This window comes from Vibrio sp. ED002, from assembly GCF_023277445.1.
In the GTDB taxonomy this organism is placed as follows: domain Bacteria; phylum Pseudomonadota; class Gammaproteobacteria; order Enterobacterales; family Vibrionaceae; genus Vibrio; species Vibrio jasicida.
Genome location: NZ_CP080239.1, coordinates 78,003 through 103,606, shown reverse-complemented (window position 1 = coordinate 103,606; position 25,604 = coordinate 78,003). Strand labels below are relative to the sequence as shown.

Annotated in this window: 19 protein-coding genes and 1 pseudogene; 4 read left to right on the top strand and 16 right to left on the bottom strand. The window is 42.6% G+C overall.

Annotation, left to right across the window (positions count from 1 at the left end; translation table 11 throughout):
• The first annotated feature begins 17 nt into the window (after positions 1 to 17).
• Complete coding sequence (locus tag ITG12_RS17225) at positions 18 to 920, top strand: LysR family transcriptional regulator (protein WP_038881086.1); 903 nt, start codon at positions 18 to 20, stop codon at positions 918 to 920.
• A gap of 68 nt (positions 921 to 988) precedes the next feature.
• Here ITG12_RS17225 and ITG12_RS17220 read toward each other — a convergent pair whose 3' ends face one another.
• From ITG12_RS17220 to norV, 5 genes and pseudogenes are all read right to left on the bottom strand, one after another.
• Positions 989 to 1,984: an efflux RND transporter periplasmic adaptor subunit gene (locus tag ITG12_RS17220; RefSeq protein ID WP_038881084.1), complete on the bottom strand. Its 996-nt coding sequence runs from the start codon at positions 1,982 to 1,984 to the stop codon at positions 989 to 991.
• Positions 1,984 to 2,307, bottom strand: coding sequence for a DUF3302 domain-containing protein (locus ITG12_RS17215; protein ID WP_038881081.1), 324 nt, complete (start codon positions 2,305 to 2,307; stop codon positions 1,984 to 1,986). The genes ITG12_RS17220 and ITG12_RS17215 overlap by 1 nt, the downstream gene beginning before the upstream one ends.
• Before the next feature lie 672 nt (positions 2,308 to 2,979).
• Positions 2,980 to 3,318 carry a DUF1971 domain-containing protein gene (locus ITG12_RS17210; RefSeq protein WP_038870398.1) on the bottom strand — a complete coding sequence of 113 codons (339 nt, stop codon included), beginning with the start codon at positions 3,316 to 3,318 and terminating at the stop codon, positions 2,980 to 2,982.
• A 42-nt stretch (positions 3,319 to 3,360) separates the two neighbouring features.
• On the bottom strand, positions 3,361 to 4,509 hold the full coding sequence (gene norW / locus ITG12_RS17205; RefSeq protein ID WP_248874610.1) for an NADH:flavorubredoxin reductase NorW: 1,149 nt from the start codon (positions 4,507 to 4,509) through the stop codon (positions 3,361 to 3,363).
• A gap of 11 nt (positions 4,510 to 4,520) precedes the next feature.
• A pseudogene (gene norV, locus ITG12_RS17200) lies at positions 4,521 to 6,020 on the bottom strand (anaerobic nitric oxide reductase flavorubredoxin); the annotation flags it as partial.
• Between the two features lie 190 nt (positions 6,021 to 6,210).
• Here norV and norR point away from each other — a divergent pair.
• The 3 genes from norR to ITG12_RS17185 all read left to right on the top strand — a co-directional run bounded on the left by norR (position 6,211) and on the right by ITG12_RS17185 (position 9,178).
• Positions 6,211 to 7,743: a nitric oxide reductase transcriptional regulator NorR gene (gene norR / locus ITG12_RS17195; protein WP_038881073.1), complete on the top strand. Its 1,533-nt coding sequence runs from the start codon at positions 6,211 to 6,213 to the stop codon at positions 7,741 to 7,743.
• Positions 7,744 to 7,840: 97 nt separating this feature from the next.
• The gene (locus ITG12_RS17190; RefSeq protein WP_038881070.1) at positions 7,841 to 8,488 is read left to right on the top strand and encodes an HAD family phosphatase; all 648 of its coding nucleotides are present in this window, start codon (positions 7,841 to 7,843) and stop codon (positions 8,486 to 8,488) included.
• A gap of 156 nt (positions 8,489 to 8,644) precedes the next feature.
• Positions 8,645 to 9,178: a cytochrome b gene (locus tag ITG12_RS17185; RefSeq protein WP_038870389.1), complete on the top strand. Its 534-nt coding sequence runs from the start codon at positions 8,645 to 8,647 to the stop codon at positions 9,176 to 9,178.
• Positions 9,179 to 9,229: 51 nt separating this feature from the next.
• On the opposite strand, the gene ITG12_RS17180 is transcribed toward ITG12_RS17185, so the two are convergent.
• The 11 genes from ITG12_RS17180 to ITG12_RS17130 form a co-directional block, all read right to left on the bottom strand.
• Positions 9,230 to 10,537 (bottom strand): dicarboxylate/amino acid:cation symporter, encoded by a 1,308-nt coding sequence (locus tag ITG12_RS17180; protein ID WP_038881067.1) that lies wholly within the window; start codon positions 10,535 to 10,537, stop codon positions 9,230 to 9,232.
• Positions 10,538 to 10,620: 83 nt separating this feature from the next.
• Positions 10,621 to 11,850 carry an NAD(P)/FAD-dependent oxidoreductase gene (locus ITG12_RS17175; protein ID WP_038881064.1) on the bottom strand — a complete coding sequence of 410 codons (1,230 nt, stop codon included), beginning with the start codon at positions 11,848 to 11,850 and terminating at the stop codon, positions 10,621 to 10,623.
• 222 nt (positions 11,851 to 12,072) lie between these two features.
• Positions 12,073 to 13,785, bottom strand: coding sequence for a GMC oxidoreductase (locus ITG12_RS17170; protein ID WP_038881060.1), 1,713 nt, complete (start codon positions 13,783 to 13,785; stop codon positions 12,073 to 12,075).
• Positions 13,786 to 13,983: 198 nt separating this feature from the next.
• Positions 13,984 to 14,934 carry a hypothetical protein gene (locus ITG12_RS17165; RefSeq protein ID WP_038881057.1) on the bottom strand — a complete coding sequence of 317 codons (951 nt, stop codon included), beginning with the start codon at positions 14,932 to 14,934 and terminating at the stop codon, positions 13,984 to 13,986.
• A gap of 247 nt (positions 14,935 to 15,181) precedes the next feature.
• Entirely contained in the window at positions 15,182 to 15,934 is a 753-nt protein-coding gene (locus ITG12_RS17160) for a LysM peptidoglycan-binding domain-containing protein (protein WP_038881054.1), read from the bottom strand.
• On the bottom strand, positions 15,900 to 16,937 hold the full coding sequence (locus ITG12_RS17155; protein ID WP_038881051.1) for a hypothetical protein: 1,038 nt from the start codon (positions 16,935 to 16,937) through the stop codon (positions 15,900 to 15,902). Before ITG12_RS17155 ends, ITG12_RS17160 begins: the two co-directional genes overlap by 35 nt.
• Positions 16,918 to 17,610 carry a hypothetical protein gene (locus tag ITG12_RS17150; RefSeq protein ID WP_038881049.1) on the bottom strand — a complete coding sequence of 231 codons (693 nt, stop codon included), beginning with the start codon at positions 17,608 to 17,610 and terminating at the stop codon, positions 16,918 to 16,920. The genes ITG12_RS17155 and ITG12_RS17150 overlap by 20 nt, the downstream gene beginning before the upstream one ends.
• 5 nt (positions 17,611 to 17,615) lie before the next feature.
• Positions 17,616 to 20,318: a TcfC E-set like domain-containing protein gene (locus ITG12_RS17145; RefSeq protein WP_038881046.1), complete on the bottom strand. Its 2,703-nt coding sequence runs from the start codon at positions 20,316 to 20,318 to the stop codon at positions 17,616 to 17,618.
• A gap of 76 nt (positions 20,319 to 20,394) precedes the next feature.
• A complete protein-coding gene (locus ITG12_RS17140) occupies positions 20,395 to 20,898 on the bottom strand; it encodes a hypothetical protein (protein ID WP_038881043.1) in 504 nt (167 codons plus the stop codon).
• 44 nt (positions 20,899 to 20,942) lie between these two features.
• Entirely contained in the window at positions 20,943 to 21,545 is a 603-nt protein-coding gene (locus ITG12_RS17135; RefSeq protein ID WP_038881040.1) for a hypothetical protein, read from the bottom strand.
• A gap of 461 nt (positions 21,546 to 22,006) precedes the next feature.
• Positions 22,007 to 25,534, bottom strand: a complete 3,528-nt coding sequence (locus ITG12_RS17130) for an Ig-like domain-containing protein (RefSeq protein WP_038881038.1) — start codon at positions 25,532 to 25,534, stop codon at positions 22,007 to 22,009.
• Positions 25,535 to 25,604 lie beyond the last annotated feature (70 nt).

The window sequence follows — 25,604 nt, the reverse complement described above, 5'->3', positions numbered from 1 at the left end:
CAACTGAGAGAGCATGTATGGACCTTAACTTGTTAAAAACGTTTGATGCGGTCATGAAGTCAAAAAGCGTCAACGATGCCGCTACCGCGTTAAACATCACTGCGCCCGCCGTGAGTCACGCACTCAACAAGTTAAGAGATCAATACCAAGATCCCCTCTTTGTTCGTCAAGGCAGAGGTATCGTGCCGACGAATTTCGCGATTGAGTTACACGCAGAAATTAAAGAGCCTTTAAGCCTATTGATCAACGGTTCGAAATCTCGTCAAGAATTCACGCCAGAAACCAGCCAACGCACGTTTCGAATCTCTAGCCATAAAGATATCGATTTAATGCTCGTGCCAGCCTTGGCGAAATACAAATCTCAGCATGCGCCATTGGTATCTATTGAAGCGGATGTGGAACACTTAAACGAACAAGACCGTCAAGACGACTTAAGACGTCGACGCGTGGATGTGATCCTTGCTACCGTGCCTTTGACGGATCATGGTTATCACAATGAATTGCTGTTTGAACAGGAACTTATGGTGACAGTGAGCAAAGATCATCCTCGTATTCAAAACACGCTCACGTACGACGACTTCATGCGTGAGTCTCATGTAACTTGGCGAACGCAGCGGCTCAACACCAACGCTTTAGACTCTTTGATCATCGAAGATACGCTTCCCCCGAGACAAGTGGCTTATTCCACCGGCTCGACCATGACAGCGCTACAGTTAGTGTCTCAAACCGATTGGATATGCGTTACCTCGCGTTGGTTCTCTGACAACTTGGCAAGCAAGCTCGGATTAAACGCTTTCCCTTTGCCCTTTGAAGCCAATAAGGTGCCTATTTACATGACTTGGCACCAATCACAAAAGAACGACAAAGGGCATGAATGGCTAAGGAACGCGATTAAACAAGCGGTCACTCAATCCATTTAGTAACAGACGAGCAATAGCAGTACACCCATACAAAAAGGGCAAAACCTGCAGCTTTGCCCTTGATGTCATTAGCCTTCGAATAACCAGTTTTGCCAACTCTGCATTCTCAGAATCACTTTACGTACGATGCTGAACATTTCCCATTTAGGTGAGTACACCGCGACGTGTGCATCTGTGCCGGAGGGCAATGGCATGTCTTTGACTAAGTCTGGATTATCCAATTCCACTTTCACTAAGATTCGGCCACCAGCAGGAATTTGCTCTGGGTACTTCATGTTGCCTGATGGTGATATCGCGCCTTGAGCAAAAATGTCATTTACTTGTGTCACATGGGCCTTGTAAGCATGACCGGGAATGGTATTGAAGGTCACTTCTGCCGGATACCCGACTTTCACATATCGTGCTGGTGCTTGTTTAAATGCAGCAAACAGCTGTTTGTCTTCTTTGTGAACGAAGGTCAGGTTGCCTTGAAACGGCACAATACGACTCTTCATACCCGGACGCAGCGCCACTTGCGTGACATAGCCATCCGTTGGTGCGGTAACGGTGGTTTTGCTCAGATTAAACTGTGCAACTTCGAGCTCGGATTGGTATTTGCTTTGATTGGCTTTTTGCTCCAGTAATTGGTTCTCAATGTTGTCGATTTTCTCTTGAGAAGAGTAACCTTTGCTGCCCAGCTTTTTGTATCTCGCTAATTCAGATTGGTAAAAATCAATCGCTGATTCCGTGCGTTTGATGTCACTTTGAATACGGTTCACTTTGTCTTTAAATGGCGTTTCGTCAATTTGGTAAAGTGGGTCACCCGCTTTCACTTGCTGGTTTCCTTGCACATACACTTGGGTAACCATGCCTTCTACCTGAGAAGTGATTGGCGTCGTCACGCTATACAAACGCGCCATACGAGAAACCGGTTGATACATCGCCATGTAGAGAAAAATCCAACCAACGATGAACATGCCAATGACCGACGCCGTGGTGAGTGTCCACTTGGTTTTAGGCACACGAAATACTCGAAACACGATAACGCACAGCGCTACGTAACTTAGGATGATGAGTGTTTCCATTATTCTTCCCCTCTCGCTTGCTCAAGTTGATTGATGCGGACCAACAGTTGCTCGTAATCTTGTTGAGATATCGAAGGCTTAGCACCTAACCAGTTTTTCTTCTCCCCGTCGTACATGGTTGCCCAGATCCAAAGGAACGGCCAAATCACATGAAGGAAGAACAAGCTCACCCATCCCGCAACATGAATCGCATCGGCATGAGGGTGGTTACGTTTTTTCGCAATTTCGTAGGGAATATCGTGCAGGGCAATCAATCCAAAAATCAGAATCAACAGCACCACAAATAAGATCGCCAGAGAGGCGTAGTCCAGGGTTAAATTCATTGTGGAAGCTCCTAGTTTAAGACGTTCTAGACGTTCTAGACGTTTAAGACGCACTAAACACTGCTAAAACGTAACTGAGTGATGACTTTCCTTAAGCTTGTCGCTCCGTCGCAATGAAGAAATAGTAGGATGAGGCTTACATCAGGACTATTGATTCCTGTTTAAATGACAGTTTAGTGATATTTAATTGTCCATAAAATCATCAAGTTAGACCTCTATACCCATTCAAGTTCTGAATAGTTTCAGAATAAACAGAACAGGATCGAATCTCGCTTTCTACAAGCAGAAAAAAAGCGATACCAATATTGATATCGCTTTGGATAAGGTTGCAAGACCAGTAAATATTCCGAAAAAATCGATTGGACCCCTCCATCTCTCTAAACGGGTATTAATAACCCGGCACAAGCAACAAACCTAAAATCACTTTTATTCTTTGACTGTTCAAAATGGAATTGAAATTATGTTATAACATAACACCAATTCAATTGACTGACAGTTATTGCTTAGTGATAAGAGTCACAGAACAAACCCGTGAAGAATTTAAAGTGCCCCAAAGCATACATATAAAAAGAGCAGAGACGAATCTCTGCCCTTTCACCTACGTTTAATGATTAAGCTTGATAGTAAACGCTTCTTCCCGACAAATTAGCGCTGTATTAACTTCTGTATGCGTTATTTCTTCGCGTGGAACATTGCTTGCCCACTCTTGTCTTTATTCGACCAGAAATTGATGTTGAACTGAGCATCATCGCTCATCTCAATACGATGCCAGTACTGCGGTGGGCTGGTAGCAAACTGGCCTGCATTAATCACCACCACTACTTCTGCTTCTGTGGCGTGTTCATCAGCAAAGCCGTAGTAAGTCACTTGCCCTTCCATGACACACAACTGTCCAAACACACCCTCAGCGGTATTGTGATGAGTCAGTAGCGCTGGTGGCACATTGTCTTTAGTGAAGAAAGGCGTTGAACGTTGAACAGTCCAGTCTTTAGGAATTCGTAGATGCGACATAATGATACCCTCTCTAATTACAATTCTTTTCGTTTAAATCGGTTAAGCCTGACCGGCTTGAGACAACTCTCGAAGTAATGGAAATGCTTGCGTAACTTGTTCTCCCGTCACGACGAAGCCCATGAGTCGGCTATTTTCATCTTCTGCTTTCGCGGCAATGCCAGTTTGAGAAATCTGCACGCTCCAGTTCGTCACCGAACTAAAATCGCCTGCCAATTGAATTGGGTAGCTCGGCGTTTTCACCTTTACCATCATAGGCGGTAGTTTCAGCTCTGCTTCTTGCCCTAGTAGCTGTTTGCCCAAAGCATTGGCACTTAGCACGATCGGTTGGAGATAAGGCATCATTCGACCTTGGATCTCGGCACAATCGCCCAATGCAAATATATTGGCAACTGATGTCTGTAATCGGGCATCTATCTCGATGCCTCTGTTCACGCTCACCCCACAAGCCTTCGCTAACCAAGTGTTAGCACGTAAACCCGCAGCTGAAATCACTACATCGGCTTCGACTTCTTCACCTTTGCTCAAACTCGCCACCAGCGAATCATCTGAGTGATTGATCGCAACAACCCCAGTCTCCAACGCAAGTTGAATACCTTGCTGCTTGAGTTGGTTTTCGAGCGGCAATGCGACGAATTCAGGAATCAGGTTACCGAGCACACGGGCATTTGGCTCAACCACCGTAACCGCTTTACCACCGGTTGCGAGATCCATGGCGATCTCGACGCCGATCAAACCACCACCCATCACTAGAATTCGTTTCGCACGGCTGATTTGCTCTTCTGCTAATTGATATTCTTGTAGCGAGTTTAGCGTTATCACCTCAGGTGCTGCATCACCAGATATTGGCGGCACAAAGGCTTTCGCGCCTGTCGCAAACACCAGTTTGGAGTAAGGATAGGTTTGGCCGTTGGCTACCACTTGCTGAGCTTGCACGTCGACATGCTCAATCATGGTATGGGCGAACAGTTCGATGTTGTGTTCCTGTGCGAACGCCTCACCACTTTTGACCACTAAGTCTTGGGCGGTTTGCTTGTTGCTGAATACATGACTCAAATCAGGCTTGTTGTATTCAGCGCCATCATCGGCAGTAAACACTTGCAATGGAATATCTGCGTCCATGCGACGCACAGTTTTCACCAATTGGTAAGCGGCAAAGCCACTGCCAATAATTACAATAGGTGCTTGCATATTCCCTCCTAACCGTTGTATTCAACGAAAACGTCTTTACCTAAATGGCATTCTGGGCACAAGAAGTAATCTGGCACTTCCGACCAAGCTGTACCCGGTTCAACACCTTGGTTAGGCTCGCCTTGAGCTGGGTCGTATACCCAATTACAAACGGTGCAAACCATGCATTGACAATCTGCAGGATGCGCCTCTGTACTAGGGTTGCTAGGAGCAGCATCTACTACCGCTTGTGTTGTCGCTGGCGCAGCGGGTTGTGATTGAACTTGTGGTGCGGACGCAGTAATCGCCGGAGCAAGAACAGGACTAGTCAGGTCATGCTTTGCCCACAATTTTGCGATGTTCTTACCATGTTCGCGGCACTCACGCATCGCTTTACCATCTGGTCGCCATTTGGTTTTCAAACTGACTGCAGTTTCAAAGCCTGCATCAGTTAATCGAGCATGGATACGATCCACCGCGCCACCATTCCACCCGTAGCTACCAAATGCAGCGGCTTTTTTAGCTTTAAAACGTAGACCAGTAATTTCTTCTAGCATGCCAGCGATCTTAGGCATCATGACGTTATTCATAGTGGACGAACCAACCAAGATGCCTTTTGAGCGGAATACGTTGGCGAGAATTTCATTCTTATCATGCTTAGAGACATTAAAGACTTTGACCGCCACGCCAGGATCGACATCGTGAATGCCTTGCGCGATTGCATCGGCCATCATTCGAGTGTTGTTTGACATTGAATCGTAGAAAATCGTAATGCGATCTTCTTGATAATTGTCTGCCCACGCCAAATATTGTTCGATGATTTGAATCGGATTATCGCGCCATACAATACCGTGTGACGTTGCGATCATGTCGACAGGCAAATTAAAGCTCAGCACTTCTTTGATTTTAGCGGTTACCAAGCTGCTGAATGGCGTTAGGATGTTTGAGTAGTAACGCAAACACTGTTCCATCAACTCATTTTGATCCACTTCATCATTGAACAGACGTTCATCACAGTAGTGCTGACCAAATGCGTCATTGCTGAACAGCACTGCATCGCCAGTTAGGTAAGTCATCATGCTGTCTGGCCAATGCAGCATTGGAGCTTCCACGAACACTAGTTGCTTGCCGTTACCAATATCGATGCTGTCGCCCGTTTTTACGGTTTTGAAGTTCCACTCAGGATGGTGGTGATGACCCACAATTGAATCAATCGCCGCTTCTGTACAGTAAATTGGCGTATTCGGAATCTTCTCCATTAATGCCGACAATGCACCTGAGTGATCTTCTTCTGCATGGTTTACCACGATAAAGTCGATAGTCTTAAGGTCGATTTCCATCTCTAAATTTTGGATGAATTGTTGACTGAATCGATGATCGACCGTATCAATCAATACGGTTTTCTCTTCACGAATTAGATAACTGTTGTAGCTGGTACCTTTTGTCATTTTGTATTCTGTACCGTGGAAGTCTTGAACTTCCCAATCGCGTTGACCTACCCAGTGGATGTTGTTTTTTACGTGAATTGTCATAATTACTACCTTGAATGACGGGATAAACAAAAATAATTTCTTCTTGTATTGCACTGGGCGTGCCAACTTTTAATTCCCTTACATTTCAATAATTTAATCAAAACCCGACTTTGACAACTGTCATTTAGACACAGTTGAAAATTGTCATTAAGACACTACAATAGTCATATTGACACAATCGGTATTGGCTATGACTTCTTTAATCGCGCAATGGCTACACATCACGCAAGACCTTAACTCGGCGCTCACTCAACAGGCTCGCTTCGATACGTTATTAACCACGATTCGAGACGTATTGAAGTGTGACTCTTCTGCCCTTCTTTTGTATGAAGACCAGCACTTTAAACCTTTAGCGATCAATGGATTGGCGAAAGAGGTCCTTGGACGCCGTTTCTCTATTGAGCAACACCCAAGATTAGAAGCCATTGCCCGAGCAGGCGATATCGTGCGCTTTCCCTCCGACAGCGACTTACCTGATCCATACGATGGCTTGATTCCAAACCACGATGACAAACTGCATGTCCATTCCTGCATTGGTTTACCTCTGCTGATCGACGATCAACTGATTGGTGCCATTACGATTGACGCCTTCGATCCCAACCAATTTGATGGGCTACGCAACCAAGAGTTACGTTTTGTCAGCGCGTTGGCAGCAGGTGGCCTACACACTGCACTCCTACTAGAACAGCTAGAGACACAAGCGAGCCTGCCACGCGACTCTTACGCCGAGAAACGCACCTTAAGTAATGAAATCATTGGTAACTCTCAGGGCATGAAAAATCTTCAAGAGCAGATTGATGCAGTCGCCGATACTGAATTGTCTGTGCTAGTGATGGGAGAAACGGGCGTGGGTAAAGAGTTGGTTGCGAGCGCTATTCACCATCGCTCTAGTCGCTCTAGCAATACTTTGGTTTATCTCAATTGTGCAGCGCTGCCAGAATCAGTGGCGGAAAGCGAGTTGTTCGGCCATATTAAAGGCGCATTTACAGGCGCAATCAGTAATCGTAAGGGTAAGTTCGAACAAGCCGACGGCGGCACACTGTTTTTGGATGAAGTTGGCGAACTGTCGTTAGAACTGCAAGCTAAGTTACTTCGAGCCCTACAATACGGTGACATTCAACGTGTGGGTGATGATCGCCATATTCGAGTCAACACACGCATTGTCGCCGCCACCAACCGTATATTGCATGAAGAAGTAACCGCTGGGCGCTTCCGAGCCGACTTGTATCACCGTCTAAGCGTCTTCCCCCTTCATGTTCCGCCTCTTCGTGAACGTGAAGACGATGTGTTGTTATTAGCGGGCTTTTTTGCCGAACGCTTGAGAAGCAAATTGGGATTAAACAGCATTCGTTTGTCTCCCACTTTGGTGCAAGCACTCAAAGACTATTCATGGCCAGGCAACGTGCGAGAGCTTGAACATGTCATTAAACGTGCTGGTGTTTTGGCAAAAGCGCGTACCCACGCTATGGACATCGAGTTAGTTGAACAAGATTTTGATATTAGAACGCCGAATCAGAACATCAAGAACGTAGAGGAAACGGAGCAAAACTCTCGGCTTGCGCTACCAGAAGGCGGATTGAAGCCTGCCACAGACACCTTCCAAAAAGCGATGATTGTTCGAGCTCTGGAAGAGAATCAAGGCAACTGGGCAGCAACGGCACGTCAGCTTGAAATAGATAACGGCAATTTACACCGATTAGCGAAACGCCTAGGGATAAAATAGGGGTTGGGTAAAAAGCCTGTGAGATGGTGGAATTACGCAGGAAAATCGATCTTGCTTGTGTCAAAATGCGCCATCTCAATCGACAAGTCATAAAGTAATGAATTATCAAGCTGCTATTTTTGACATGGATGGTTTGCTCCTCGATACGGAACGTGTCTGCATGCGCATTTTCCAAGAAGCGTGTGAAGCACAAAACCTCCCATTCTATAAAGACGTTTACCTTTCAATCATTGGTCGCAATGCAGCAGGCATTGAAGTGATTTTCCGCAAAGCTTATGGGGATGATCTTGACCGATTGCACAAAGAGTGGCGTGACCGATACGATGCAGTGGTAAAACATCAAGCGATACCAGTGAAAGATGGCGTAGTTGAATTGCTAGAGTGGTTGAAGGAAAAAGGCATTCCTACCGCAGTGGCAACATCAACAGCGAAAGAAGTAGCACAGAAGAAGTTGGAACTGGCGGGCCTAAGCAAGTATTTCGACAACTTAACGACAGGCTGTGAAGTGTCACACGGCAAACCAGATCCAGAGATCTACCTGCTTGCGGCAAGTCGTCTAAACGTAGATCCAACCAAATGTATCGCGTTTGAAGATTCCAACAATGGCGTACGTTCTGCAGTAGCGGCGCACATGGTCACTTTCCAAATCCCAGATCTTGTTGAGCCTTGCGAAGAAGTTCGAGCCTTTGGCCATGCGATTGTTCCTTCCTTGAATCACGCATTAGCTGAGTTAAAACAGGCATAACCCGTTTCCTCTCATCTAACTGACTAAAAACGCTCCATCTTTTGGGGCGTTTTTTGTGGATAATATTTACCCAACTTTACACATAACTGTGTAGTTATATTCACAACATTAATAGATAATCACTCGCATAACCATACATAAAACGAGGATTATATTATGCTCAACAAAAAGCCATTAACTTGGCAAACTATCGCTTTGCACTGGGTAACTGGACTTGCTTTTATCGGGGTGTTCGCTCTAGGGCTTTACATGGTCGATTTGCCACGCAGCCCAGAAAAGTTTGAGTGGTATGGCATCCACAAATCACTAGGCGCTATCATTTTAGTTGTCGCTCTTATCCGTCTAGTGTGGCGCTTAAAAGAAGGCGCTCTACCACCCGCTTCAGAAATGCCTGCATGGCAAGATAAAGCGGCCAAAGCAGTACACGGTATCCTTCTGCTCGCTACTTTGGCAATGCCTATCTCTGGCATCGCAATGAGCGCTGGTGGTGGCCGAGCGGTCGATATCTTCGGTTGGGTTATTATCGCTGAAGGTCCAGAAACCCCTTGGCTTCAAGAACTCGGCTCAACCATTCATCACTCTGCAGTGGAAATTCTGATTGCTGTGTTTGTTCTTCACGTTGCTGGCGCTATCAAACACCAAGTGGTCGACAAAGATGGCACCATTTCTCGAATGCTTGGTCGCTCGTAGAATCGATATAGATACAAAAAACGCACTCTCAATTGGGAGTGCGTTTCACTTTTAGCTCATCAACATCTCTGAAGAATCGAGCGATTGAGGAGCTACCGCCTGCTTTTTCTGCCAGCGGTCGATCACAAGCGTCGCAATCAAATCCCCTTCCACATTAACAGCGGTGCGGAACGTATCCAACGGTCTTTCTATCACCAATAAAATCGCAATCGCTTCCAGTGGAATACCCGCTGCTAGCAGCACTAACTGCATCCCCGACATGGAGCCCGAAGGCATGCCCGGCGCACCAACGGAAGAAACCATTGCCATGATGAAGATCATCACCAATCCAGTGGTACTCAAGTCCACACCAAACAACTGTGCTAGAAAAATCGCAGCGACACCTTCAAATAACGCGGTGCCATCCATGTTCATTACAGAGCCGAGTGGCAACACCATGCTGCTGACTTCCGGCGCGACATCTAAATTGTCTTCCGCACTTTGCTTTGCCAAAGGCAGCGCCGCCGCACTTGATGACGTTGCAAACGCCATGGCTAATGGTGCTGAAATCGCTTTAAATAACGCAACTGGAGAGATGCCCGTCATTACCTTGGCAATCGTTGGTAACACGACTAGCCCGTGCACCATCGTGAGCACAAACACCAGTAACGCAAACAAGGCGAGTTGCTGAATCAGATTCCCACTTGAGGTCAGCGTGATATCAAACACGATCGCAAAAATAGCAATCGGAGACAGCTTAACGATGCCTCGAATCATGGTGTTGACGCTTTTGTTCAGCCCCGAAATCACCGCTAGCAACGGATGACCTGACGGAACAGAAAGCAAAATCGCAACGCCAGCCATAAAGGAGAAAACCACGATCGCCAGTAAGTTACCATTCGCCAGTGCAGCAAACGGATTCACCATCGCCATCTTAACGAGATTAGTGAGTATGGCGGCACCACCAGCGCCTTGCTCGTCAATCAAATGGACATCACTACCCACAGAAATGCTTTGGCTAAGTGGCTCCCATGCAGGCAATGCTAACGACGCACCAAGTCCTAAACTAATGGCAATTAAGGTGGTGAAACTGTAGAAGAGCAGTGTTCGCCCACCCAGCGCTTTAAGGCGAACGGTAGAGCCAATATTGGTGATGCCTTCGACAAGAGAAAACAGCACCATCAAGCCCACCACCATTTTCAGTAAGCCGAGATAGATCGTTTTGCCCAACATCAAAATTTGGTAGTAATCACTCGACAGTAAAAGCGATTTTTCTGCCAACCCATGGTCGACTAAAAGAAGGATGGCTTGAGCCCCACCCCACGCAAGTAGGGCAGAAATAAGAAGTTGAACGGGCAGAGAGAGTTGCAAATGACGCATAAAATACACCTAGCGCCACAAATCCTGATGATTTGGGCGCTCGATAAAAATGAAAAAATGGAAGTGAAGAGTCACGGCTTGGATTAAGACCAAGAGCCTTTGTAATATGGGTTCAATAAACCTTTTACTCGTTTAAGCACTACCAAAGCCGACACGCGGAACCAACCGAAAATAACGCGCTGATGCAGCCTAAAGATCGTGTCGTACAAGCGGCGAACGTAGCGTCCACGCAATACGAGTTTGTCATTCATCAATGCGCCAACCGCGTAGTCATGCCCGAGTGCGACAACCATCCCGCCGTCTTTGAATACAAACGGCTTTAGCTCTTTGCCTTTCACTAAGCGTTTAAATTGCTTCGCCAAATGCGCCGCAGCTTGGTTGGCAGCTTGAGCTCGTGGTGGCACGATGCTTCCATCTTCTTGTGGGCATTCAGCGCTATCACCAATGACGAACACGTTTTCATCAAGAGTGGTTTGCAGTGTTGGCAACACTTTAAGTTGGTTAATGCGGTTGCTTTCAAGACCATCAAGATTCGCTAACCAATCCGGGCATCGAATCCCTGCCGCCCAAATTTGTAGATCCGCAGGAATGACTTCATTTTCCGTCACAATACGGTCTGCTTCTGCACGCTGAACTTTAGTGTTTAAGCGAACGTTAACACCTTGCTTTTGTAGCTTCTTCAATACTTTTGTAGACATGCACTCAGCACTTGCAGGTAACACACGATCTGCCGCTTCGATGAGTGTAATCGAAAGCTGAGTATCATCTTGATAGCGGTTTAATTGCTTGCTGACTTTCGCCCATTCGGCCGCCAACTCAACACCAGTTGCGCCAGCACCCACGATAGAAACACGATGTGAACCACCGTTCGCTAGCATTTGTTTCATCTGTTCCCAAGCTTTTTCTGCTTGAGAAGCCGAATCTAAGAACAAACAATGATCGCTTACGCCCGGAATTTTGAAATCGTTACTGATCGCGCCAACGGCAATCACGAGGTAATCGTATTTCAATGTTTGCTCTGGAGAGAACTCAGCGCTCACAGTAATCGTTTTATTTGCTCGGTCTAAGCCTGACATACGAGCTTGAACATATTGGTAACCGTGACAAGCAGCATGAAGACGAAACGCAACCGAATCGAGCTCATTATCAAACGTGCCCGCCGCAATCTCATGCAGTCTTGGTTTCCATAAGTGATGAGAAGATGGCTCAACCAAAGTAACGGTATGGTCAGATTTGCCAGCAAAACTGCTCGCTAAACGCGTGACCATTTCTAACCCCGCAGCACCACCACCGATAACAACAAAATTCGACATACTCCCCTCCCGGAAACCATCCATCGAAAGATAAAAATCAAAAACGCAGCAAATACGTTTGGAATGGCGGGCATTATATTGAGTTGCAAATAAATGATAATAAGCTGAAAAAGAAAATAACTATTACGAATTTGTAATAATGAAAACTAAGCATCTGAACCTTTTGAATAAACAAAAAAAGCCACCACTTTTCAGTGATGGCTCTTATCGATACATAATTGGTTATGAAAAATCTTTTGAGATAATGTTTTCAATATTTCTTTCTGCTAGTGCAGCAATAGTCAACGCAGGGTTTGCACATCCATTGTTTCCAGGAATAAGCGCCCCATCAATAACATAAAGACCATTGTATCCATCTACACGCCCAAATAGGTCTGTCGCTTTCCCCATTTCCATTCCTCCAACTGGGTGCGCACCAGTAAAAATAACGTCGGAGAAACCCTGAGCTCCTATTCGTTGCCAGTTAGCTCGTGCAACTTTGTTGTTTACTGCTCTTAAGGCATCCGTTGCATCTTTCTCGTTCTCTTTCGGATAATGAAGAACCGCATCATCGATAGAGGCATCATAATAAAAATGACCTCGATTCTTAAAGTCCGCAGTCACGGATAGCATCATAGAAATCCCTACGTCGGCAATACCAGCATTTGCCCAGTTTTCTGCTGCGACCGGGCTTCTTCCGGCTTCATCAACATAAATTGCTGTAGGAGAAGGAGAAGCTTGAGCAACACCAGCAGGTAATCCAAATAACGACTGTCTAAATGCCATTCGGTTGCCATTATCGCCCCAGTTCTTGCCGACATATTCATTTAACTCCGGCAAGTCTCCTCTCTCTTTTGCTCTAACAAGCATACGTGTTGTGTGGTAAGAACCAGCCGATAGAATAAGCTTGTCGCACGTAATCGTTTTTTGTTGAACAACATTGCCGTGAGCATCGAGCTCTTGAATGTCTAATTCATAAATATCACCATTCATTCGAATGTTGATCAGTTCATGCTTGTGGTGGAAAGTGACATTCCCTGTTGCCTCTGCTAATGGAATATAGTTTTGCCCAAGGTCATTCTTACAACCGTTGCTATTACCGAAATTAGTTAGGCCAATAGTTGCTGAAGGTAAGCTTTTCCCTTTGAGTTCTTGCCTGATAACATCCCAATTCCAGTTACCTTCGATAAGATAAGGAGAGTAGCCTGCTTTTGAAACTTCTCTATTCCAATCTCGACAATGCTTAAACGGCGCACTGGCAAAAAGATCTTTAGGCATATTGCTGTAGTTTAAGATGGATTTCACTCTTGGATAATAAACGTCCACCATTTCTTTGTAAGAAAGCTCGTTAGGGTAAAGCTTCTTGAAATGCTCTTCCTTTGGAACAACCATAACACCAGTATAAATCACCGAGCCGCCACCGACCGCAGTTCCTAATAATAGGTCGGAACCATCTTGGTTGTTTTCTCCCGGTTTATCGACAATATCAAGAACACCACCGAATTTTTCGATACTACGTGGCGTAATCGTTTGAAGGAACGGAAGATCAAACGTGAGTGCAGGAAACGTGGTCTTTGTTCTTTGCCAAAACATCCGCTTGTCAGCCAACATATCATGTGCAAATACCGCTCGCTTTGGGTCATTAGGCCAGCGGTTTCCTCTTTCAATTACCGCCGTTTTGATGCCAGCAAGACCAAGTCGATAAGCGCTAATTGCACCACCAAAGCCGCTCCCAATGACAACGACCGGCAAATGGCCAGTTATTTGAGGAGGGCGTTCAAAAAGCTCTGGTAGATAACTTTCTAAAACAGGTAAACCTTTAAACTTATCAATCGGTTTTTCATTTTCTGGGCGAAAGAAAAAAGCCTGAGCCTTTGGAGAGGTGACACTCATACCAGCAGCAACCGAGGTAGCAACACAAGATTTTAAAAATACTCTTCGATTTGTACCATCCATTAGTAACCCTCCTTTGTTAGTAAACAAGATGAATACTATCGAAGCCTATTACTTGTAGTTGGCATATACGCATAAATGTTAATAAGCATGCTAATTTTCAGCATGCTCATCTATACTGTTTTAAGTCGTATAATAACGCGATAAAACACTGGCAAGAATGCATACGTTTGAAAACGTATGCATTCATGTGAATTCAAATCAAACAGCAATCGCATCATAGGTATCATTAAAAAATACATTAGCATCCACACCATGGCTTCGCATTTGCTCATACTCTTTTTCGTAAATAGGGTGATATTTAATTATCAACCCTAGGAAGATGGGATGACTAAGAATTTTCTGTAAATCAATATGATAAAGATAAACATTGCCGTAATCCTTCGAACAATCAATCAATGCTATCTGCTCAGCTCCCAACGTCTCATACAAAGACATATCTTCCCTGCCTCTCGCAGTAAAAAAAGCATTTTTTACGTTGAAATGATGACGAATGATGTAATTGAGTACTAGGCCAAACAAAAGCTCATAATCATTTGAGTTTTTGAAGAAAGATAGCCCAAAAAACAGAGTATCTTTTTTTGGGTTACTTGTGTAACGGTCAATAGACAAATCTAAAATATCAAACAAAGCACCTACTTCTTGATGAAAGTACATATATGACTCTGGAATTTTACTTTCTATGTTGCCCTTATAAAAAACGTCTACATTATATTTTTTATTATAGTCATCAAAACTATTTACTTTAGCTGGCATTAGATTAATTTTAGAAGTGTAATCACCATATATTTCTTGAGCCTCGTAGTTAGTCCCTTTAAAGTGACAAATTTTAGCATTTCGCTCAGGCTTTAAAATAATAGCATGATAATAACTATCAAATTGGTTTAGAAATTTTCGATATTGCGACTCTAAAGAAACCGGAACTTTTGGTGCTGAACATTGATGTAAAAAAATGTTCAAGCAATTCGCCGCGTGAGCGATAAGCAACTGTCGACAAGATGATGGTTTTGTTACGCCATTAGTCCAGCGACTCATTGTAATATTATCCAGTCCTTTGAACTCGTCATACTCCAGATGAAGTTTGATCATCAATTCCTTTCTAGGAATCTTTTTAAATACCACTTCTTTCAAGAATTCATGAAACTTTAACATTAAAATCCCCTTCGGAGATCACGACCAATCGCAAAACGCGATTATCAATAAGCAAACAAGTTAATACCAGAAAAGGCGGTAAAAAAAATGACAAAGAGAACATTCCTACAATTAACGTAAGAAAATAAAACATCAACTACAGGAATGAACCTACTATCTTGTCTAACGTTATATATTAAAGAGCCACTTTTGTTTGATTTTCCCCGAGCTAACTGTTTACAAATAAAAATTAGTTACGAAACATTAATCATTTGAATGTAACGACTTGATTAGGATAAATAAGATCTGGGTTACTCTGAAACTTAGGATTCCAAAATAGTAGTTCTTTCAAATACACCTGACACTCACGAGCAATTTTAGATAGTGTATCCCCATAAACAATCACATAAGGCTCTGTGCATACTCTCAGAGGCGAGACGTCTGTCATGTCATCTTCCAATAATGAGTCACTATCATTAAGCACAACGCTTTGAGGCATCACTTCTTCAACCTCAGTGTTGTTTGGGGTGACACGAGACTCATCAAAGCCGGATAGATTAAACGTCAAACCCGCTTCAACAAAGTAGTCTCCATAAGGGTTCGAGCGACTGAACTTGTTTTCAATAAAAATATCGAAGTAATCTGATACTGATACTGAAAATCCCAATCCCAACTTGCTGTCGACTCCACTATCAATAAAGTCTACGCCAAGTATTGTATAAACAGAGTAGATATCATTAAACTCGTACTGATAGCCAGCTTCCAAACCAAAGTAACGCTGAAAGTCACCATGGGAAGAGTGATGCATTTGCCCCTTGAGTAGGTAATTATCTACCTTATACTCTAAAAAGTAGCTGTAATAATTATGATTTTCGTCAGCGTTTTGATTGTCCTTTACATCATAAAAACCAGTTGAAACACCAACACTCGCAGACTTTTCATACCCAAATACTGGTTGGATAGAAAGAAAAGCCAATAGAAATAAGCTATAAGTCCAATTCAAACCGAACGGTAACCGCATCCCTGTAATCTCCCTCATCCACATCACCAAAATAAAGCTCTTCAAAAGAGAAAACCAAATCAAAATCTAATGTTTTTCCGACAAAAGGAATCTTTGACGTTGTTTGTTTTAGCTCACCAGTTTCGACAATGTTGCTGTTGACGCATCGTGAACAAGCTAAGCTGTACGGAATAACATCACTTGAGGTTGTATGTTCCAATTCAAATTTATCTGCCGTTCCAGAAGAAAAGAACTGCATCTTTATTCCTGGTTCTATGTGACCAGAAATACTGACTTCATAAGTTGTCGTCCCTGCGACACTGTGGTTCCCAGTATCATAAGAAAGCGAAAAGATACCATCACCTGTTACATCGACAGCCGAAATAAAAGATGGTTTATAGTCAATGGTAAATACCGTCGTATCATTATAAGTTTGATAAGTTGTTGCCGTGCCATACTTCATGTAGTAAGTAACAGGCAGACTCACCGCAGCGTAGTAAATACCAGTAGGCGCGTTTGCCGCTTTAAAAGCATCAACGAGATTGTCTAACTTGTAAGAGCTCCTATAAAAGTCGAACGGTTTGTATTTTCTCGTCGCATTTAGATCATAACTAGCTCGACATGTACTATCGTCTCTTAAAATGAACTGGCTTCCAGCTGAGCTTTCATAGCCGCAAGTATCGGCGTTTGAATTGTTCGCTACACTAAAAGGACTTGCCGTACTAAATTGAATCCCAGTATGCTGAAAAGCCGTAGTTACTTGGACTCCAGTCGTTGAGCTAAAAGTGAGCGTTGACGTTGGGCTCTTTTGAAAGCTCGGGTTCCAACTATGAACGGGCAATAAGTTGAAAGAACTGCTTGGTTGCCAGATCTGTTGTACGACTTCACCCCCAACGACGTTGGCATTCATCCAAGTAACTTCACTACCAACGACCTTCGCAGTAATGTTGTTAGAGGCATAAGCTAACTCTGTATTCAAGCTAGCTATCGCAATGAGTGACAGACTATATAGATATTTGTTCATTGATACTCTCATTTGCATTTATCACCGTGATAGCAATGTTCTTCTTCCCGACGTAATTTGCAGGCAACTTAAATACTTTTTCTGAACCCGCTAATAGCTTGTATTGGTAAATACAGTTACTCGAGAACCCTTTTTCGCACGTGTTAATAACCGCGTTGAGCATGGTGTTGCTCTTATTGGAGAATTTAAACTCTGTATCATTTACACGCTTAATTTCGTAATCTAACTTCACTTCAGAAGCAGGATCCATAAAGTAAATTCGATACCCAAAAGCAACAGATACCGCAGAATCCTCCCCTTCACCGACATAAGGGTATGGGTTAACATCTACCGCGTAGACTTGATCTTCATCGAACTTACATGATTGCTTCGCACAATCATTTTTCATTCGAACGGTTCTTGTTTCGCCATCCTTAAGAATGATCTGACTCGGTGAAACTGAAAACGTCCAAGTTGATAAGTTGTCCTTGTTTACCTTGGTAACGACTTTCTCTCCATTCACATACGCGACATGCGCAATTTCAAGGTTTATGAACATGTCTTTGCCATCATTGTTCGTGATTGAGAAATCAGCGAAGTGCTCTTCATTTGCGACTTCAAACAGACTACTTACCGCCACCGCGTGAGTGAAAAAGCTAGTTAGTGAAGTTAGTAAAAAAAATAATGTTCTCATGGCTACTACCTATTTTTAGTAAATTTATCGGAATCAGAGACTGATAACGCGTAGTTTTGTAATTCAAGAATAACTTGTTTGTTTTTTGCAATGGATAATGTAGGTTTAGAAAATAGCTTTGCAAAATAATGGTTATTGCCGTTAAAGGATATTTGGATTACTTCCATGTCTGTCATTAATTTCTTATATCTTTCAACAATGTTGTTATCCTCAAAAGCACCTAGATAATAAATATGGTCTTTATCATTCCCTAAACCATTAACCACAATTTGTAATCCCAATTCATCTTCTTCGATTTGAGGAAAACAGTTACTTTTACCGTATGAATTATCAAGATACCCATCACGAAGTGCACAAATTTGTTCATTCGCAGTAAGTAAGAACTTTTCGCCCCGCTCGACAGAAATGTTGTAGACACCATCTCCAACTTTCGCTATCGAAGTACATCCTTTACATTCAACATTATTAATTGGACGGTTATTGAAATCTTCAAAGTAAGTTAGAACAGAGACCACTTCTTCAAATTCAGTAACGATCTCTTTTAGTGTGCCGGGGTAACTAAACATTTCGCTACTTTCGATTTGATTGTGTTTGTAACCACTCAATTCTGTGTCTAGATTAAAGGCATACTCGTTGTACTCATCGAGTTCAATCAAGGTATATTGACCTTTAATAGTCTCTCGCATGTTGCTTTGGCCATTTCTGCGGATCTTAACTAACCCTAAATCATCTTGATCTTGTGTATTAGCCTTTGCATTTTTCACAACTAGATATGATGGGGCTCGTTCTCTAGAGGCATAGATATCATCAGAAGTAACAATCGTCGTTGACTCAATATTGGCAGTAAAATTCTGATAGTCTTCTGTCGTACCATTGGCATACAAGTTTGCATTGAACTTATCGTTGTGAATATTGGCGTTAATCCCATAAACAGACTGTGAGTCATTCCCATCAACATATTGAGATAGATCAGCGCTTCCAGATAGCAGCACATTTCCAGCTTCTACTTGAGGAGCATAATATTGCAATGTGTTACTAAAGCGAGTTTTGCTACGAGTCGAATAATCGACGCCAGATATGTATGAGAAACTGTCATTAAGGTCGACATTAACGCTGATCGAGAAGATATGTTCATTCAACCTAGAATTGTTAAAGTCTTTTTGATAGCTATAACCTAGATCAACATAGACATTGTTATAGACATTTTTGTTGTAATTCGTCGATAGATTTAAGTTACTTACTTCTAAGTTAGAGTCTTGATAGGTCTCCATATAGCGGTTTGCATAGAAATTAAGTGTCCCCTCGTAAATGCGAGAAGAATAAGATGCCGTTGCTTGGACGTAATCGTTAATTCCGTATCGAATGCTGCCTAACTGTTTTGAGTCCGACAGTTTTTTATTCGCATCTAGCATTTCATAATCAAAGTTAATATCAGCAATTTGGAAGTTGGTGTTGAATAAGTATCCACCTTGAAACTTATTGATATAACCGCCCACACCAAAGTTTGAATCGGTATAGGTCGCACCAAACCCAAATGCACCTTCTTGACTCGCTAGCTGAGTATTGCCACCAATAAGTAAACGGTCATTTAATAATGAGTATGTTGCCGCTAAATCAAGGTACGTTTTTTCATAACTCCTCTGGCTAAAACTGTTGCTCGATTTTATGACAGATGCAGCATAATCGTAACCTCTTAAGGAGGTTTCAGAGTTATTGTTGTGAATGATTTTTTTAGACACTTCTTCCGGAAAGCCAACCGGTTTCAATACGATTGATACCTCGTAGTTTCCTCGCGGAAGATTTCGATAGCTTACGCTGTGTTGCCCTTTTGACACCGAGTTCGTATAAATGATTTGGCCGCCCCTCAACACTTCAATCGTGCCTCTAGCTTTCATATCGAAAAACAGCTTTTTAGTGTTACCAATATCTTTAACCAGTAGGTTGTCATTCGAGAAATAACTGATCCCTACCGTTTCTTCTTCTCTATTAAAGTTGAAAATAGAGGTCGAGTTTTCTGCTGTGTTTCCGCGATGAGTCTCATACGCTTTTATCGAGCTACCTTCTAAATCATAGGTGTAAGCCAATTCATCAACATCGAACTGACTAGAACTATTGTCGACAACATAGAGTGATGCTTCTAGATCAACGTGTGAACGACCAAAACCAATTGTTGAGTTATTAGTGAGTGTCGCACTTGTTGAGCTTTGATAATGAGTAGTGAAAAGACGATTGGTCGAAATCAATGCGCGGCGGTCTTCAGTCAATCGAGTAAAGCCTAAATCAGTCACTCCCTCGGAAAGGTAATTGGCAGGGACTTCAATAATGACTTGCTTTTGAGCATAGTCGTAAACATAAAGAATGTTCTCATCACTTTGCTCCTCTGCAACCACGGCTTGCGTAACAGCATCAATATGTTCACTAGATATCCCTGCTCTTATTAATGCTTGTTGCAGTTTTTCAGGCTCTTCGATAGATTGCACACCATCAAAGTTAGAAGTGACTAGAACTGAGACGCTCGTATCATTAGGAAGAACAAATAAGATTTGATTTGACTGATATTCATAAAAATGTTCAAAACCTGGTGGAATAAACTTCGTGTTTGTATACGCAGAGAAAGCAGGAATAACACTAAGCAGTAAAACCGAACTCTTAATAGAAAGAGCCTTTATTCTCTGTATTTCTTTTTTATTATTGATTTTAGAATCCATGCAAAAAAACAACAAACTAAATACCTCCAAACCTCAACACGACGATTCCTCAAGTGCTAAGCACACGGGTCATTAATTAAAAATCTAATCCGATAGAAAGCGTTACTTTTCCGCTACAACGCTCATCCTCAACTTGAAGATCATTGTCAAAATCGATTTGGAAGTTCTTTTCTACCCATAATGTGTCTCTATTAGTAAAGAAATCGTTCAACCTAATTTCTTTACCTACGCTTAACACTTCGCCATCTAGTGTGTGTTCAGCAAAATCAGCCTTAGTTGAGTTTCCTTTGTTATCAAAGCATTCACTTGCCAAGACATTAGTGGATATTTTATAACCAGCTGAAAAACTGCTTGGAACATCAGTGGTTACAATCAACTTGGTTTCAATACTTTTAAGCTCACCCGTAGCTCGATCTACTTCAACTTGTAACCTTGGCTGTTTAAATTTGAATTCTTTTATTCTGTATGAGAAAAACTTTTCATTTTGGATCTCTGCCGATAACGGCAACACTTTAGTCACTGAATTAGAAGACAGAGCGATAGAAGGATAAAGCAGAAATAAGATGATAATTTTCTTCATAGACTTAATTTGCGCGACCTAAGTTATAGGCCGCGCGTTCCACTTTAAGGCGTCGTGTATGCTGCAAATTCTACATCTGCACGTAGTACGGTTGTTGCTGTAATTACGTCACCAGCAATCACGTTCGACATACCAGTACCTGGTGCATTCTCAATTTTCCACTGTGTCTGCCAAGCGTCAGCTGCTGTTGATTTCAATGCTGAGTTTGTCGCCACAACGACGTCATCTTTGAACACGCTTACATCAACATTTGATAGATCCACACCTTTCTCTGATACAAACGCCGGTACGTCGACACGGTATGTGATACTTTCTGGTGCAACACCAGAACTGGCAGCAGTTTCTGTACCGACAACAACCGGAAGACCTACAACATTCGTTGCTGAATCGTAGTAACGAACTTCAACAAGCACGTTCTCAGAAGTGAAGCTACCGTCTGGGTTGATCGTTAGGCCAGCATCTACCAGTGCACCACCGTTTTGACCAGTAATTGTAACCCACTCACCGTTTACTACTGTTGGTACTTTTGCTTCCCAAGTTAGCGTTGCACTTGTTGTATCGATATCGCCTGCAGCTGGGTCAGCAGCAGATGCGCCAAAAGCAAATAGTCCAGTTAGAACTGCTACAGATAACATTGTCTTTTTCATATTATTACTCTTACTATCCTGTTAAAAATATTAATTGTGGCAATGTTGAAAAATTGATTTCCTCCCTCACCCCACAGTTCATATATTAGTGTTTTCATTCATTTCGGAATTAGCATCACATTTGATTATTCGTCTTTCATGCCAACATACATAAAAATTCGATTAGCAAAAACACACCCACACCGAGAAATGAAACTCCAAGAAACAGCAATCACTTTATTATCAATTAGTTAAATTAAAAACAAAAAGAATAAAAATAGAAAATAGGGATATTCCTACTTATTGTGATAATTAATCCTACATTACATTTTAACTAGTATTACTTTGCTTGAAACTTCGTAGAGGTAAGTTTAACTACAGATTTAAAATTATAATAATTGACAGTAGTTAATTTAAAATAAATACCACCAAAAAATAAAGCCTGAATTCTCATTCAGGCTTTGTTTCTTATGGTTAAATAGTTATTGGCAGTTTATATCTCGCAGTGTAGCAACTACATTACCCGTTTCACCATCCTTAATATCAATTGTACCAACTCCTGTCCTTGCACATTGCGCTGTATAAAGAGGATTTGCATATCCAAAGCCATTTCCTAATACCAGCGCTCCTGTTGGGTTTGTAAACTGGAATGCCACTTTGTTCAAATTAGATGCTGTCATATGAATAAAGTGGTTTTTAGCATGCCCACGACAAACTGCATCTACAGCACCTTGGCTGTTTGGTACGTAGTATTTTCTTGTGTTAATTTTGATTTCAGTTACATCAAGGTTTGCAACGGAGTTAAACACCCACATTCTCGATGCTTGACTTCCTGTTGGAGTTTGCGGGGCTTGTGAGTTACAAGCCGTTCCTAGTTTTTCTGTTTCAAATAAACGAATATAGACAGCACCTTGAACGGTAAAAGAGTCACCTCCTTTAAACGTCACATTTGCTGTCTTAGAGCTTGTGCCAAATTTGGCCGTAACTGTAACCGTCTGTGCTGATGTATTAGTGATACTTGCATTTGCATGTCCGTTCCCATCTGTTTTTGTTGTTTGAGAAACTTTTGCACTACCTCCGACAGTGAAGTTTATCGTCTGATTATTAACAGGGTTATTGTTAGCATCAGTTAAAAGCGCTCTAACTTGGTTTTCTTCTGTGCCGTTTGCTGCTGCATTGTCTTTGAGGATAGACAGCGACTTAACCGTTGCAGTACTTACGTTTGCGATGAAGCTAACGTTTGTTGATCTCGTACTCGTACCATATTTAGCTGTTACTGATGTCGTTCCGGCCGTTGTGTTTTTCACATAAACCGAAGCAACACCACTGGCATTGGTTTTTGTTGAGCTCGCGATACTACCACTCGACACTGTGAAGTTTATGGTTTGGTTAGATACTAAGTTACCGTTAGAATCTGCAAGTACGACATTGACCTGGTTCGTAGCGGAATTATTCGCCACAGCATTATTTTTTGCGATTTCAATTTTGGTAATCGTCGCAGAACTTGCATCAGCACTGAAAGAAAGAGTAACTGTTCGAGAAAATGAACCAACGGATAGCGTGACATTAACGCTTTCTGCTTTGGTATTGGTTAACTCAAATTTCGCCTTGCCATCATTTCCAGTTGCAACGGTACTACTTACGAACTTAGCACTACCAGTTGTCACACCTTTAATATCAACGCCAACTGCCGCACTGCCATGTTGCTTGAACTCGGCCTCTACAGAGACTTTTGAGCTACCATTAGCGGCAGCAGAAGCAGTCAATGTTTTGATCGTCAAGGCACCATAACTGTAATCGTTCACAAATCTGGCATAGGAAGTAAGGCCTATCGTTTTGTAAGTTGCTTTGATACCTACCGATTCGGCAACTGTGTTTGTAAAATTGACGACCGCGTTACCACTTGCATTCGTCACACCAGTTGTACTCTTTAGTTTAGCTGTTGAGCTATTCGTAGCAGCAAAATTAACAGTTACTCCAGGAACGGAGTTAAAGTATTTATCCACAACCAGAGCCGTTATCTGGTTTTGATCGATACCATCCGCTAAAGCATTATTTTGAGAAGTCGATATCTGTCTTAAGACGGCAGTACTCACATCAGCAATGAAAGTAACTGTTTGAGAAACTGAAAATGTTCCGCTAACATCTACGGATACACTGACTGATTCCGCTTTGGTGCTGGTTACTTCAAATCTTACTTTGCCACTGTTGTCTGTAACTTGTGAGTCTTTAACTAAGTTCGCTCGTCCAGATACTGAAGCATCAACGGTAATCCCTGAGGCCGCTTTCCCATTAATAAGGAAAGTGGCTTCTACAATCGCCTTGTCGCTGCCATTCGCTACTGCAGTGCCATCGATTGCTCTTATAGAAAGAGCACCGTTACTCACACAGGTAACATAGTAGCCTTGGCCGTCATCAGTAAGCTCCTGTCCGCTAGATAAGCTAACTACTTTGTAAGTTGAACTATCTAGAGTTATATAACCTCGTGAGAGTGGCCAATTTTTACTATTCCCTTTGTCACTAGCCCATACAGCTTGAAGTTCAGCTTTCGTTGGTAAGCGGCCAAACGTTCCACAGTACTGAGCCGCATTACCTTGACGGAATACCGCTACGGCAGGTTTCGCTGAATGAGCTGAGTCAAAATAGGTGCCGTCATTTCGAATACCACCACTATCTGCTTCACTTTTCGTCAGAGGCCCACTGTAGATCTGGTTGTTGTAATAGTAGTCACCCCATAAACCCGTTTGATTTGGGTTTATTGCAACGATCTTCATCAATGCTACATCAAAACCACCACGATGATCGGTAACAATGGCATTTACATAATACTGCCCTGCGTGCTCGACTTTGAAAGTGAATGTTTTGTTCGTTGTATCTGAGGCATCCGACAAAGCAACTGCTGAATCAAACGCAACAACTTGGATTAATTGGAAGTTATCATCTTGTTTATCTATTACATAAGGAACGATACTGATTGTCTTTTCTTTTCCTACCTCAACAGTATCTGTAATTACTATCTTATCTGGGATATCAATCCCGACAGAACTGCGTTCAGAAACTGTCACCACAGCAGAACCAACCAAGACATTACCACTGCTGTTTTCTAAGGTGTATAAAATACGCTCATTGCCTTTAAACGTTGCCGCGGGTGTATATGAAATCTTGTTGTTTGTTTTATCTAAATACACGGTTGAGGAACTGCCTGTTGGCATTAAAATGACATCATCCGTTAAAGAAAAGCCAGATAGAGAGGTGTTATCACCAACCTTGGTGAGTTCATTATCGATGCTGATTTCTAATGTTTCACCTTGATAACCAGCAACACCAAACGGAACCAACTCAGCTTGTTGTGCATTGTTTGCAACCACGACACGGCTCACGCCACTTCGTTTACCAATCATTTGGTAACCACTTGAATATCCATCAAGGCCAACTGTGTATTGGTAGTCACAAACCATTGCGTGGTCAGAGATAATTTGGAAGCTTTCATTATCACTATCAACAAGTTGACAGCTTGGATCTGATGATAAAACTTCAACTTCAGCAAGGGAGATACGCTCTCCTCCTGAACGCGCAACTTTATCGACTACATTAACTCGGACTTCTTCCGAGTCAGTACTTTGAACGACACTATAAAAGTCTTCCGCATGAACAGAAACATATTGATCAACTTGGTTTTCAGGCCATATTTCGCTTGAACTTCCCGAATCAGATTCGCCACCGCACGCAACTAAGATAGGAAGTAAACCTAGAGGTAGAAGTGTACGTACCCATTTCTTTAAACTATTTACTTTTTGTATCGGCATAGAACTCACACTTAAGTAATCGCCTCTTAAATCTGCGCGAGTGGGCTCATTAGACGGAAGGTAAGCTGTATTTGGGAAAGAAACAGAGCTAGATAAAAGTGCTTTCCCAATACTCGTAGAATTTGAATTTGAGCTAAACCGCACACCACCAATAAAACCACCAACACACGCCAAGGCTTTGGATGCATATTTACCGATTATCATTGTTTAAGCGATTCATTGTTTAGCACTAAAAGCACATTACTCATTAGCTTGCTAACAAACACGATAAAGC